Origin of the sequence: Shewanella sp. HL-SH8 (assembly GCF_051165765.1) — a bacterium.
GTDB lineage: Bacteria > Pseudomonadota > Gammaproteobacteria > Enterobacterales > Shewanellaceae > Shewanella > Shewanella glacialimarina.
This window is the reverse complement of sequence record NZ_CP195039.1, coordinates 3,191,471-3,204,935: the sequence shown is the minus strand read 5'-3', so window position 1 is coordinate 3,204,935 and position 13,465 is coordinate 3,191,471. Positions and strand designations below refer to the sequence as shown.

The following is a 13,465-nucleotide window of genomic DNA, read 5'->3' as shown; positions in this document are numbered from 1 at the left end:
GTTCCATAATTTAATAATCATATTAAACAATGTTTTATGTTTATTGGTTTTAAGTTTTCATCAATAAATTATCAAATTGCATCGTGCTCATTGCAAAATGCAACAGCGTCATCCATAGTGATTATGTGGTGTAAAATCAAACGTTTTAGCGGCCAGCTAATAAAGGGAGCAATAATTTGTCTTTTAGATTAAAAACAATTTTAGGCATTGCAATTATCGAGGGTGTGTTGCTTCTTTTATTGGTTTATACCAGTGTCAGTTACCTTAAAGAATCAAATCAGATTGAAATTGCGAAACGTGCTCAATTGACGGTGAGTTTATTTTCTGTAGCCGCTAAAGATGCGTTAGTTGACGTTAATAAACCTAAGTTAACCCTTCTTGTAACAGAACTGAGCCAGCAACAAGAGATTGCCTATGTCTATATTTATAAAGGTGATGACTTAATCGTTGCTATGCATAAAGAAGATAACACTGCTGTTTGGGGAGGTAATGATCTTGCACCGTCAAACAAAAATGATCATATTTTTAATATTGAAATGCCAATAATTAATCAAAAGAATGATGTTGGTTCAGTTAAAATTGGCTTTGACCGTTCTGGTTTTGATGCATTACTGGTTCAAGCCTCTACGCGCTTCTTTTCTATTGCTGCACTTGAAATGCTGCTGGTGGCTTTATTTTCCTGGTTGTTAGGCACCTATTTAACCCGCAATTTATCTCTATTGCAAAATGCATCTAAGTTAATATTAGACGGCCAAACAGGCGTTCAAATTCCAGTGTCTGGTCAAGACGAAGTTGCACAAACAACCATAGCCTTTAATCAGATGGTACGTAATGTCGATGCCAGAACACATGCATTAACAGGGGCGAATATTCGCCTGAATACCATTCTAGAGTCTGCCGCTGATGGATTTATTGTCATTAATCTTGATGGTGTTATTAGTGAGGCAAACCAGTCTGTTACAAATCTTTTTGGTTACACTAAAGAAGAGTTAGTGGGTCAAAATGTGGTTAAATTGATGCCTATGAATGAGCGTCATATGCATGATGGGTATATGAAACGTTATTTAGAAGGGGGCGGAGCTAAAATTATCGGCGTAGGACAGGAGTTAAAGGTTGAGCATAAAGATGGCCGACAGTTTCCAGTTGAGCTATCTATTTCAAAAATGATTATTGATGAACAAGTTTTATTTTTAGGTTTCCTTAAAAACCTTACCGAAATTAAGCTCAATCAAGAAGCTGCTGCCCGAACTCAGTCGATATTATTAGCGACCTTAGAAGCTAGTCAAGATGCATTAATCACCATAGATATTACTGGTAGCATTGTGGAGTTTAATACCGCAGCGGTTAAATTATTTGGCTTTAGCCGTGATGAAGTTATCGGTAAGCATTTAGAAGAACTTATTATCCCTAAGGCTTTCCAACAAGCGCATAAAAAAGGCATGGAGCATTTTCGCCAAACTGGGCAGGGCGCTGTTTTGCATAAGCGTGTTGAGGTACCTGCTCATAACAAAGTAGGCGAAGAGTTTCCTATTGAGCTTAGGGTGATCCCTATTCAATTAGGTGACGATACTTTGTTTACAGCATTTTTACGTGACATTTCTGAGCAAAAATCCAAAGAAGAAGAATTACGTCTTGCTAAAGAACAAGCCGAAGCGGGCAGTAAAGCAAAATCGCGCTTTCTGGCGACTATGAGTCATGAGATCCGCTCGCCACTGAACGCGGTGCTTGGCAGTGTTGAGCTATTGCTTCATTCAACTCTGTTAAAAGAACAGCGTGTATATGCCACTATGGCCAAAGAAGCGGGTGATGCTTTACTTAATACCATTAATGATATTTTGGATTTCTCTAAAATTGAAGCGGGCCAAATGGTGTTGGAGTGCCATGAATTTGAACCAGATAAGTTGGTGGCTCAGGTATTACAGATTTTAGAGAGTAAAGCACTTGATAAAGGGGTGCATCTAGCCAGCTTTATTAACCGAAATGTACCACAGCTGTTGGTTGGTGATCCGCAGCGACTTCGACAAGTTATCCATAATTTAGTTGATAATGCGATTAAGTTTTCTAATTCTGGCTGTATTACAGTAGAAATGTGGATCCCCGATAGCCATAAAGAACGAGTTGAATTATGTTGTGCGATAACGGATCAAGGTATTGGCATCAGTAAAGAAGCTCAGGATAAATTATTTGCTGAATTTTCTCAGGTACACGACACCCATACAACTAATTATAAAGGTACTGGGTTAGGCTTGGCCATTAGTGCCGAGTTAGTGCGTATGATGGACGGTACTATATCGGTTGAAAGCGAATTGGGAACAGGCAGTCGATTCAATGTGATGGTGACCCTTGATGAAAGCTCTGAAACATCGAGTCATTATGTTCGTTTACCAGAGCATGCTAGGGTATTAATTATTCATCCCAATGAACAGCTGTGTAAATTAGTTAAAAAGCAATACGTTCAATATGGCGTTGAAACTATCTATATTAATGATGTTGCTAAAGTTTATAAACACTCTGAGATCCGTGGACGATTCGATCTGATTTTAATAGATGATTCTTGCATGATGACGGTCGATGCTAAGTTGCTGAAAGTATTGAACCAGGACTTTTTATTACCCAAGGGGATTTTAGCGGCGCTCAGCACAGGTGTAAATGCTCAAATATCACAAGTGTTAAATGACATTGGCATTGAGCAAGTTGTCAATAAACCCCTTAGTCGAGCCATGTTATTGAATTTGATCAGTGGTGCAACTCAAGAGAGTCATATTGAAATTGAATCACAGGAAATAACTGTCTTCCCTACCAATAGTAAAATTTTATTAGCCGAAGATAGTCCTGCAAATCAGATGGTTGCGGGCACCATGTTAACTAAGCAAGGTGCAGAACTAGCCTATGCTAATAATGGTATAGAAGCAGTTAAAATGGCACTAGCGGATGATTATGACATTATTTTGATGGATATTCGTATGCCTGAAATGGATGGTTTAGAAGCCACCAGTAAAATTTTGCAGCATAAACCACAACAAATTATTTTAGCGATGACAGCAAATGTGTTTAAAGAAGAATTAGCAGCTTGTACTCAAGCGGGAATGCTTGATTTCATTGGTAAACCAGTTAACAGCAAAGTGCTAATTCAAACGGTGGCGCAGTGGTTAAATACCGCAAAGCTACGCCACAAGACTGTTAACCCATCACCAAAAACAACCCAAACCTTAGATTTACAACTCGCGCCTAGCATGGAAGTGAAAAGTCATCTGAATATTGACCTTCAAATCCCATTGCAGAAGCCAATAAAGGTAGCGCTTTTGGATCACTCTCAAACGCCGATAATCGATATCAATGTGATAAACAGTTTAATTGAGGTGATTGGTGAACCCAGTTTGAAAAAAATGTTAGACGTTTTGTGTCAAGAAACCCAAATGCGTATCGACATATTAAATAACATAAACGCAGATGATGATTTTAGTAAAATAGAAGATGAAGCTCATACTTTAAAGAGTAGCTCGGGTAGTTTTGGTGTCACAAGATTATATGAAGTGGCCAAAGTATTAGAAGCGGCTGCAAGGCTTAAACAGCAGCCAATTAATCCACTAATTGAACAAACCATTAACATTGCAGAGCAGAGTATTGCTGCGATTAAACAAACTTATTTATTGAATACAGAAGAATAAACTCTAATACTTCAGAGGAATATTATGGGATTTCGAGTCATTTTGGTTGAAGATAGTATGTCGCTAGGTGCGTTATATACTGAATACTTGTGCAGCGAAGGTGCTGACGTCACATTGGTGCAATATGGCGCCGATGCGATAAAAGAAATTGACCGTCAACCACCTGATTTGCTTATTTTAGATATCAAACTGCCTGACATGTCCGGTATGGATATTCTTTTACAGGTCCAGCAAAGTCATCCAGAGATGACAGTCATTATGATAACAGCCCATGGAACGATTGATATTGCCGTTGATGCTATGCGCTCTGGTGCGTTTGATTTTCTGGTTAAGCCATTTGACAGTAAGCGGTTAGCAATTACGGTTCGCAATGCAATGAAGCAACGTCAGCTTGTCAAACTAGTCTCTCAATATGAGAACAGTTTACCCAAGGCTAACTACCAAGGGTTTATTGGCGAGTCGCTGGCAATGCAAACCGTTTATAAAACCATTGATTGTGTGGCAAACAGTAAAGCATCGGTATTTATATTCGGCGAAAGCGGCACAGGTAAAGAGGTTTGCGCACAAGCGATTCATAATGCAGGCAATCGTAAAAATAAGGCATTTATTGCGTTAAACTGTGCCTCAATTCCAAAGGATTTAATTGAAAGCCAAATCTTTGGACATACCAAAGGGGCGTTTACGGGGGCAGTGAGTCAGCGCGATGGTGCCGCAACCCAGGCCGATGGCGGAACATTATTTTTAGATGAAATTTGTGAAATGGATTTAGAGTTGCAAAGTAAACTGTTGCGCTTTATTCAAACCGGAGTATTCCGCCGTGTGGGTGGATCTAAAGATGAAAAGGTGGATGTAAGGTTTGTCAGCGCAACCAATAAAGATCCTTGGCAGCAGGTGCAAGATGGCTTGTTTAGAGAAGATTTATATTATCGTTTGCATGTTATTCCTATTGAGTTGCCGCCGTTAAATCAACGCGGTAAAGATATTATGTTAATCGCCAATAAACTGCTTGGACAATACGCTAAAGAAGAAGGCAAACCGTTTAAAGGCTTTAATCACGCGGTGCAAAAAGTGTTGAGTGACTATCACTGGCCTGGCAATGTCAGGCAGCTTCAAAATGTGATCCGTCAAATTGTGGTGCTCAATGAGGCCGTTGAAGTGGATATCACCATGTTGCCTGCACGTATTGTCAATGATGGAAAAACTCGAGTAGCAGCGTCAATAGCCCCTAACACTAAGGTAATAGAGCAAGTTAGCTCATCCTCAATTGCAGCACATGACACTGCGGCTGTTATTCTGCATGATACGGATATAACAACAGAGCAGGTTATCGAGCCATTGTGGAAAACAGAAAAGCGCACTATAGAAAATGCAATTAACTTATGTGAAGGGAATATCCCTAAAGCGGCTGCAATGTTAGATATCAGTCCATCGACTATTTATCGTAAAAAACAATCCTGGGATGAAATGGAGCAGGTATAACTAAGCTTAACTAGGGTTATTATTTTCTGCAATAAAAATGCCTGCTATCAAGCAGGCATGTTTTATACAAGCTTTTCTGACCTGTTAGCTGTGGTATTGCTCACAAGCATATAGGGTATTTTCAAGCAAACTAGCAATGGTCATCGGGCCAACGCCGCCAGGAACTGGGGTAATAAAGGCTGCATTTTGTGCGGCTATATCATATTGTACATCACCGACTAAGCTACCATTGTCTAAACGGTTAATACCAACATCAATCACGATTGCACCAGGCTTGATCCATTCTCCTGGTATAAAGCCAGGTTTACCCACTGCAACAACCACAAGATCGGCTTGACGCACTTTTTGTTCTAGATTTTTAGTAAAACGATGGCATGTTGTCGTGGTGCAACCTGCCAGTAATAGCTCCAACGTCATCGGTCTACCGACAATGTTAGATGCGCCAACAACGGTGGCATCTAAGCCATAGGTATCAATGCCGGTTGATTTTATCAGGGTCATAATGCCCATAGGTGTACAAGAACGCAGCACAGGAATGCGTTGCGCTAAACGACCCACGTTGTAAGGGTGAAAACCATCTACATCTTTGTCCGGACGAATGTGCTCTATGACTTTAGAGTCGTCAATATGTGCTGGCAAAGGTAATTGCACTAAAATACCGTCAATTGCAGGATCTGCATTGCATTTATCGATTAATGCCAGTAAGTCTGCTTCTGTTGTAGATACATCAAGATCAAAGGATTGTGATTCAAAACCGACTTCTTCGCAGGCCTTACGCTTGCTGCCGACATAAACTTGTGACGCAGCATCACTGCCGACTAAAATCACCGCCAGTCCGGGTGCACGAAGTCCCGCGTCTTTTCGAGCGGTGACTTTTTGTTTAAGAGTGTTGCGGATAGATTGTGCAATGGCTTTACCGTCAATAATTTGAGCAGACATGGCTGTAGAGTTTCCTTTGAGAGACACAGGTATAGATTGGTGATGGTTAATCGGACGCTATTCTAACAGGCGTATGAAAGAGTGTCATTTGCTAGACTAGGAAAATACAGTGAATAAACTATTCGCGCTATGATGCTAATCATTATTTTGCTGTTTAAAGCACCATATAGATTATTCTATTAAAAAAATCGTTGACGCTAGCAAAGTGACTCGTTAATATGCGCTCCGTTCTTGAGACTATATAGCATTATATATTTTCAAATAACGTTTCGGTGATTAGCGCAGCCCGGTAGCGCATCTCGTTTGGGACGAGAGGGTCAGAGGTTCGAATCCTCTATCACCGACCAAATTTAAGTTATTTTTTTATGTTTATACTAAAAAGATAACGTGACAAGTGATAAACTTGTTAAGCCAGACAGGAAACAGTGAAAGCTGTACCATGCGCCCGTAGCTCAGTTGGATAGAGCACCCGCCTTCTAAGCGGGTGGTCGCAGGTTCGAATCCTGCCGGGTGTACCATTTCAGTGGTGATTGTAGCTCAGTTGGTAGAGTCCCGGATTGTGATTCCGGTTGTCGTGGGTTCGAACCCCATCAGTCACCCCATTATTCTCAAATTAGTATTTAAAGATAAATATTAATCTGATGAACCAATCGAACGTAATTTGTTCGATTATATTAAAAGCGACCTCAGGTCGCTTTTTTTATGTCTTAAAAGCCACTATTGATGCTCGACTAAGCAAAAAACGCTAGCTATAATGTCGCGTCTTGATAAATATCAATTATGAGCTACTAGTGCCAACAGCGTTTTCAGCATTTATAAATAGCTGTGCTGGGTCTTCTAGTCAAAACCATGGTCAAGAAACGAATACTGAGTAGTTGAAATGTCGACTACTACAAAGGACGTTAGACATATTTCGAGGTAAAACAATGCAAGTTTCTGTTGAAACAACTCAAGGCCTAGAGCGCCGCCTAACCATTTCTGTTCCTGCTGGACAAATTGAGAAAGTGGTAAAAGACAATTTATTACGTGAAGCTAAGCGTGCACGTATTCCTGGCTTTCGCCCAGGTAAAGTACCTGCTTCAGTAATTGAAAAACGTTATGGTGCTGCAATTCGTCAAGATGTGACTGGCGAAATCATGCAACGCAACTTCATTGAAGCGATTGTTGCTGAAAAATTAAACCCAGCAGGTGCGCCAGTATTTGCACCGGGTAAAGTTGAAGGCGAAAACTTTGAGTTTGTTGCTACTTTTGAAATCTACCCAGAAGTTGTACTAGCTGGTTTAGATAGCATTCAAGTAGAGCAACCAAAAGCTGAAGTGAATGACGCTGATGTTGATGCAATGATTGAAACGCTACGCAAGCAACACGCTACTTATGCAGCTGTTGAGCGTAATGCGGCTGACGGCGACAAAGTTAAAATGAACTTTGTTGGCAGCGTAGATGGCGAAGAGTTCGAAGGCGGCAAAGCTGATGACTTCGAACTTCAACTTGGTAGCAATCGTATGATCCCTGGTTTTGAAACCGGTATCATTGGTCATAAATCAGGTGATGAATTCGAAATCGAAGTGTCTTTCCCTGAAGATTACCATGCAGAAAACTTAAAAGGTAAAGCGGCCAAGTTCGTTATCACCTTAACTGAAGTTCAAGCGGCTAACTTACCAGAAGTTAACGACGAGTTTGCTTCACTATTCGGTATTGCTGACGGTGGCTTAGATGCGCTTAAAGCTGAGATCCGTAAAAATATGACTCGCGAGCTTGATCAAGCATTAAAAGCTAACGTGAAAGAGCAAGTTATCACGGGTTTACTAGCCGCTAATGACATTACTATTCCATCAGCATTGGTTGACGGTGAAGTGAATGTTTTACGTCAGCAAGCTATGCAACGTTTTGGCGGCGACGCTAAAAACATGCCTGAGCTACCAGCGGATCTATTCGCTGAACAAGCTGAGCGTCGTGTGAAGATTGGTCTTTTATTAGGTGAAGTTATCAAAACTAACGAACTTAAAGCAGAAGATACTCGTGTTAATGCATTAATCGAATCTATGGCTTCAGCTTATGAAGATCCATCAGAAGTTGTTGCTTACTACAATGGCAACAAAGAACTGATGCAAAACATGCGTAACGTTGCTTTAGAAGAACAAGCCGTGGAAGCATTGCTAAAATCTGCAAAAGTAACCGTTAAAGACGCCGCTTTTGAAGAATTTATGAACAAGGCTACCGGTCGCGCGTAACCTTCGCTTGACTTAATAAGGCGTTAGCCATTTATAATGGCTCGTATGAGGTTCTCATACGAGCCATTTTTTATTTTAGGGAAATGAATAATGTTTAAAGCGCCAGAATCTGTACTTAATGCTCTTGTACCTATGGTTGTTGAACAAACGGCTAAAGGTGAACGTTCATACGACATCTTCTCTCGTTTATTAAAAGAGCGTGTGATCTTTTTAGTAGGACAAGTTGAAGAGCACATGGCTAATCTAATTGTGGCTCAATTATTGTTCCTAGAGTCAGAAAGCCCAGACAAAGATATATTTTTGTATATTAACTCACCTGGCGGCTCTGTTACTGCGGGTATGGCTATTTATGACACCATGCAGTTCATTAAGCCAAATGTGAGCACAGTATGTATGGGACAAGCTTGTAGCATGGGTGCATTCTTGCTTGCCGCTGGCGCAAAAGGTAAACGTCATTGCCTACCGAATGCACGCGTGATGATCCACCAACCATTAGGCGGATTCCAAGGTCAGGCATCTGATATCGCTATTCATGCTAAAGAGATGTTAGGCATTAAGAATAAGTTAAATGAAATTCTTGCTGAACATACGGGTCAACCGATTGAAGTTATTGAGCGTGATACCGACCGTGACAACTTTATGAGTGCCACTAAAGCGGCAGAATATGGCTTAGTTGACTCAGTAATTACCACTCGAAGCTAATACAAGCTGATTTTTTGCTGTGACTGGGTTATTCTTACTTTAATTGTGAGAATAACTCAGATATACGGCTTGAGAGTATATCGACAAGCAGAGCTCAGACGTCAGGTCTAGGCTGCAACCAGAGGTATAATAATGGGCGATAACAAAAATAACGGTGACAGCACAAAATTGCTGTACTGCTCTTTTTGCGGAAAAAGCCAACATGAAGTCAGAAAACTGATTGCTGGCCCATCGGTATATGTATGCGATGAGTGTGTGGAATTATGTAATGACATTATCCGTGAAGAAATCAAAGAGATTTCACCTAAACGTGATGATGACAAGTTGCCTACGCCCCATGAGTTACGTAATCATTTGGATGATTATGTTATCGGCCAGGATAAAGCTAAAAAAGTATTAGCCGTGGCGGTATATAATCATTACAAGCGCCTTAAAAATGCGTCTCCAAAAGGTGGCCTCGAGTTAGGTAAAAGTAATATTTTACTGATAGGTCCAACCGGTAGTGGTAAAACATTACTGGCTGAAACCTTAGCGCGTTCACTCAATGTGCCATTTACGATGGCTGATGCAACTACTTTAACCGAAGCGGGTTATGTAGGTGAAGACGTTGAAAACATCATTCAAAAGTTATTGCAAAAATGCGATTACGATGTTGAAAAAGCACAACGCGGTATCGTGTATATTGATGAAATTGATAAAATCAGCCGTAAGTCTGACAATCCATCGATTACCCGAGATGTGTCAGGTGAAGGTGTACAACAAGCTTTGCTTAAACTGATTGAAGGTACCGTTGCTGCAGTTCCTCCTCAAGGTGGACGTAAGCACCCTCAGCAGGAGTTTTTACAGGTTGATACCTCTAAAATCTTATTTATCTGTGGCGGAGCGTTTGCGGGCTTAGAAAAAGTCATTGAACAACGTATAAACACAGGAACCGGCATTGGTTTTGGGGCTGAAGTTAAAGGCGAAGCAGATAAAGCGACTATTTCTGAAGTTTTAGGTCAAGTTGAGCCAGGCGATTTAGTTAAATTTGGTTTAATTCCTGAATTTATTGGTCGTTTACCTGTTGTAGCCACTTTGACTGAACTTGATGAAGATGCCTTAATTCAAATTCTGTCCAAACCTAAGAATGCGTTAACTAAGCAATATGCCGCATTGTTTGAAATGGAAAATGTAGAACTTGAGTTCCGCGAAGATGCCTTAAAAGCTATTGCTAACAAAGCAATGAATCGTAAAACTGGCGCACGTGGTTTACGTTCAATTGTTGAAAGTATCTTACTTGATACCATGTACGATATTCCTTCTCAAGAAGGTGTGGTTAAAGCTGTGGTTGATGAGTCAGTCGTTAAAGGTGAGTCTGCACCTATTTTGATTTATGAAAATAGTGAATCGAAAACGGCCTCTGGCGAGTAATAAATATACAGCTAGGTAATAAGTTGAAAAATAAGGAGTCCATTGGGCTCCTTTTTTCGTATTGACCATTGAAACTGAGTGCATCACCCCAATATACTCTGTAATAAGTCTTTTCATGAAACGGAATCGAGCCATGACCCAAGAGCGTGAAGCGCATATCGAACTCCCCGTATTACCACTACGTGATGTTGTGGTATATCCCCATATGGTTATTCCGCTATTCGTCGGACGGGAAAAATCTATCCGTTGCTTAGAGTCGGCAATGGAACAAGACAAGCAAATTCTATTAGTGGCCCAACGAGATGCAGATCTCGATGAGCCATCAAAAGATGACATATTTGACATAGGTACTGTTGCATCAATATTACAGTTATTAAAACTGCCTGATGGAACCGTAAAAGTATTGGTTGAAGGTGGCCAACGGGCTAAAATTACCCGTTATACTCAGGAAGATACTTTTTTTGTTGCAACTGCTGAGTATTTAGAATCTGAGTCGTTAGCGGAGAAAGAAGAAGAAGTGCTGGTTCGTAGCGCGATAGGTCAATTTGAAGGCTATATCAAGCTGAATAAAAAGATCCCGCCTGAAGTATTAACCTCACTAACTGGTATCGATGAGGCTGCACGTTTAGCCGACACTATGGCGGCGCACATGCCACTCAAGCTTGAAGACAAACAGTCTGTGCTCGAGATGATCAATGTTGGCGAGCGTTTAGAATATTTAATGGCGATGATGGAAGCTGAAATTGACTTGTTACAAGTTGAAAAACGCATCCGTACTCGTGTTAAAAAACAGATGGAAAAAAGTCAGCGTGAGTACTATTTGAATGAGCAAATGAAAGCCATTCAAAAAGAGCTAGGTGATATTGACGAAAGCCATGATGAATTTGAGCTCTTAGGTAAAAAGATTGAAGAATCTGGCATGCCAAAAGATGCCAAAGATAAAGCGAACGCTGAATTAAACAAATTAAAAATGATGTCTCCAATGTCTGCTGAAGCGACTGTTGTCCGCAGCTACGTTGATTGGATGACTTCAGTGCCATGGAAAAAACGTTCGAAAATAAAACGTGATTTAGCCAAAGCACAAGATGTGTTAGATACTGACCATCACGGTTTAGAAAAAGTAAAAGAACGCATTTTAGAGTACTTAGCGGTTCAAAGCAGAGTCAAACAGCTAAAAGGTCCTATTCTATGCCTAGTTGGGCCACCGGGTGTGGGTAAAACCTCACTGGGGCAATCAATTGCTAAAGCAACTGGGCGTGAATATGTACGTGTTGCATTAGGTGGCGTGCGTGATGAAGCGGAAATTCGTGGTCATCGCCGTACCTATATTGGCTCTATGCCTGGCAAGATTATTCAGAAAATGGCTAAAGTGGGTGTTAAAAATCCATTATTCCTACTGGATGAAATTGATAAGATGAGTTCAGATATGCGCGGCGATCCATCGTCGGCATTACTTGAAGTATTAGACCCAGAACAAAATGCGACCTTTAACGATCATTATTTAGAAGTCGACTATGACTTATCTGATGTGATGTTCGTGGCAACCTCAAACTCAATGGATATTCCCGGTCCTTTATTAGACCGTATGGAAGTGATCCGTTTATCGGGTTATACCGAAGATGAAAAACTCAATATTGCCAAGCAACATTTGTTGACTAAACAAATTGAGCGTAATGGACTTAAAGCGAAAGAAATTAATATCGAAGACAGTGCAATTTTAGGCATTATTCGTTATTACACCCGTGAAGCAGGTGTGCGTTCATTAGAGCGTGAATTATCTAAAATCTGCCGAAAAGTCGTTAAGCAAATTTTATTAGATAAGAACGTCAAAACGGTTAAAGTGAATCAAGATAACTTGAAATCATTTTTAGGTGTTCAGCGTTTTGATTACGGTAAAGCTGAGTCTGCTAACCAGATTGGCCAAGTAACCGGATTAGCTTGGACTCAAGTTGGCGGTGACCTGTTAACTATTGAGGCAACCTCGGTTGCAGGTAAAGGCAAGCTTACCTACACAGGTTCACTCGGTGATGTAATGCAAGAGTCTATTAAAGCCGCAATGACAGTTGTGCGTGCCCGCGCTGAACAGTTAGGCATTAATGCAGACTTTTACGAGAAGCGTGATATCCACGTGCATGTACCTGAAGGGGCTACACCGAAAGATGGACCATCTGCAGGTGCTGCTATGTGTACCGCGTTGGTTTCTAGCTTAACGGGTAACCCTGTACGCAGTGATGTGGCAATGACTGGTGAGATAACGCTTCGTGGTGAAGTGTTACCTATTGGTGGCTTGAAAGAGAAATTGCTTGCAGCACACCGAGGTGGTATTAAACACGTGCTTATTCCTAAAGAAAATGAGCGTGATTTAGAAGAAATTCCACAAAATGTGATTGCTGATTTACAAATACATCCAGTACGTTGGGTTGATGAAGTGCTTAAATTAGCGCTTGAGCGTCCGGTGGAAGGCTTCGAAGTGGTTAAAAAGTAGCTCTTTAGTGAAAAAATTGCTCTAGAGCATGAAAAAAGTGAAAAAAGGGGCTTAACAAAACGCTGAGCTGTGGTAGCCTAGGTTTGTGGAGAGTCAGACACACCAAGCCCTTGGCGCATCTGACTTTGAGCTGTATCCAATTTTTTATTTTTTTGGTTTTCTATAAAATTTGACATAGTGTTGAGTTTTTAACAAAAAGCCTCCGCAGACCGCTCTAAACATGGATTTGGTTGCGGCGCGACAATAACATTCAAGGGGATGACATGAACAAATCTGAACTAATCGAGAAAATTGCTTCTGGTGCTGATATTTCTAAAGCTGCTGCTGGTCGTGCGTTAGACTCATTTATTGCTGCAGTGACTGAAGGTTTACAAGACGGTCAGAAAATTTCTCTAGTTGGTTTTGGTACTTTTGAAGTACGTCAACGTGCTGAGCGTACTGGACGTAACCCGCAAACGGGTAAAGAAATTAAAATTGCTGCTGCGAACATTCCTGCGTTCAAAGCTGGCAAATCACTAAAAGACGCTGTTAACTAAAAAGAGTTAATTACG

At 40.8% G+C, this 13,465-nt stretch carries 8 protein-coding genes and 3 tRNA genes; 10 read left to right on the top strand and 1 reads right to left on the bottom strand.

Translation table 11 applies throughout. The annotated features are described in order from the left end of the window. Positions 1–176 precede the first annotated feature (176 nt). Both ACRWQN_RS14115 and ACRWQN_RS14110 read left to right on the top strand, forming a co-directional pair. Positions 177–3,668, top strand: a complete 3,492-nt coding sequence (locus ACRWQN_RS14115) for a PAS domain S-box protein (RefSeq protein WP_434938424.1) — start codon at positions 177–179, stop codon at positions 3,666–3,668. A gap of 24 nt (positions 3,669–3,692) precedes the next feature. Next, positions 3,693–5,147 (top strand): sigma-54-dependent transcriptional regulator, encoded by a 1,455-nt coding sequence (locus ACRWQN_RS14110; RefSeq protein WP_434938422.1) that lies wholly within the window; start codon positions 3,693–3,695, stop codon positions 5,145–5,147. Positions 5,148–5,231: 84 nt separating this feature from the next. On the opposite strand, the gene folD is transcribed toward ACRWQN_RS14110, so the two are convergent. Beyond that, a complete protein-coding gene (gene folD, locus ACRWQN_RS14105) occupies positions 5,232–6,086 on the bottom strand; it encodes a bifunctional methylenetetrahydrofolate dehydrogenase/methenyltetrahydrofolate cyclohydrolase FolD (protein ID WP_434938420.1) in 855 nt (284 codons plus the stop codon). A 270-nt stretch (positions 6,087–6,356) separates the two neighbouring features. Here folD and ACRWQN_RS14100 point away from each other — a divergent pair. The 8 genes from ACRWQN_RS14100 (at position 6,357) to ACRWQN_RS14065 (ending at position 13,450) form a co-directional block, all read left to right on the top strand. After that, positions 6,357–6,433 (top strand) — tRNA-Pro (locus ACRWQN_RS14100). Positions 6,434–6,527: 94 nt separating this feature from the next. Then, positions 6,528–6,604, top strand: a tRNA-Arg gene (locus tag ACRWQN_RS14095). An 8-nt stretch (positions 6,605–6,612) separates the two neighbouring features. Continuing rightward, a tRNA-His gene (locus tag ACRWQN_RS14090) sits at positions 6,613–6,688 on the top strand. Positions 6,689–7,012: 324 nt separating this feature from the next. Then, the gene (gene tig / locus ACRWQN_RS14085) at positions 7,013–8,317 is read left to right on the top strand and encodes a trigger factor (RefSeq protein WP_434938418.1); all 1,305 of its coding nucleotides are present in this window, start codon (positions 7,013–7,015) and stop codon (positions 8,315–8,317) included. Positions 8,318–8,407: 90 nt separating this feature from the next. After that, positions 8,408–9,019, top strand: coding sequence for an ATP-dependent Clp endopeptidase proteolytic subunit ClpP (clpP, locus tag ACRWQN_RS14080; protein WP_226414549.1), 612 nt, complete (start codon positions 8,408–8,410; stop codon positions 9,017–9,019). Between the two features lie 132 nt (positions 9,020–9,151). Next, on the top strand, positions 9,152–10,429 hold the full coding sequence (gene clpX / locus ACRWQN_RS14075; RefSeq protein WP_226414552.1) for an ATP-dependent protease ATP-binding subunit ClpX: 1,278 nt from the start codon (positions 9,152–9,154) through the stop codon (positions 10,427–10,429). Between the two features lie 133 nt (positions 10,430–10,562). Continuing rightward, complete coding sequence (lon, locus tag ACRWQN_RS14070; RefSeq protein WP_434940666.1) at positions 10,563–12,914, top strand: endopeptidase La; 2,352 nt, start codon at positions 10,563–10,565, stop codon at positions 12,912–12,914. 263 nt (positions 12,915–13,177) lie between these two features. Continuing rightward, a complete protein-coding gene (locus tag ACRWQN_RS14065; protein ID WP_226414554.1) occupies positions 13,178–13,450 on the top strand; it encodes an HU family DNA-binding protein in 273 nt (90 codons plus the stop codon). The last annotated feature ends 15 nt before the right edge of the window (positions 13,451–13,465 follow it).

What these genes read in the sequence shown, in the direction of transcription:
- ACRWQN_RS14065 (WP_226414554.1), top strand. Translation starts at nt 13,178, where the DNA reads ATGAACAAATCTGAACTAATCGAGAAAATTGCTTCTGGTGCTGATATT.
- tig (WP_434938418.1), top strand. Translation starts at nt 7,013, where the DNA reads ATGCAAGTTTCTGTTGAAACAACTCAAGGCCTAGAGCGCCGCCTAACC.
- lon (WP_434940666.1), top strand. Translation starts at nt 10,563, where the DNA reads ATGACCCAAGAGCGTGAAGCGCATATCGAACTCCCCGTATTACCACTA.
- clpX (WP_226414552.1), top strand. Translation starts at nt 9,152, where the DNA reads ATGGGCGATAACAAAAATAACGGTGACAGCACAAAATTGCTGTACTGC.
- clpP (WP_226414549.1), top strand. Translation starts at nt 8,408, where the DNA reads ATGTTTAAAGCGCCAGAATCTGTACTTAATGCTCTTGTACCTATGGTT.
- ACRWQN_RS14110 (WP_434938422.1), top strand. Translation starts at nt 3,693, where the DNA reads ATGGGATTTCGAGTCATTTTGGTTGAAGATAGTATGTCGCTAGGTGCG.
- folD (WP_434938420.1), bottom strand. Translation starts at nt 6,086, where the DNA reads ATGTCTGCTCAAATTATTGACGGTAAAGCCATTGCACAATCTATCCGC.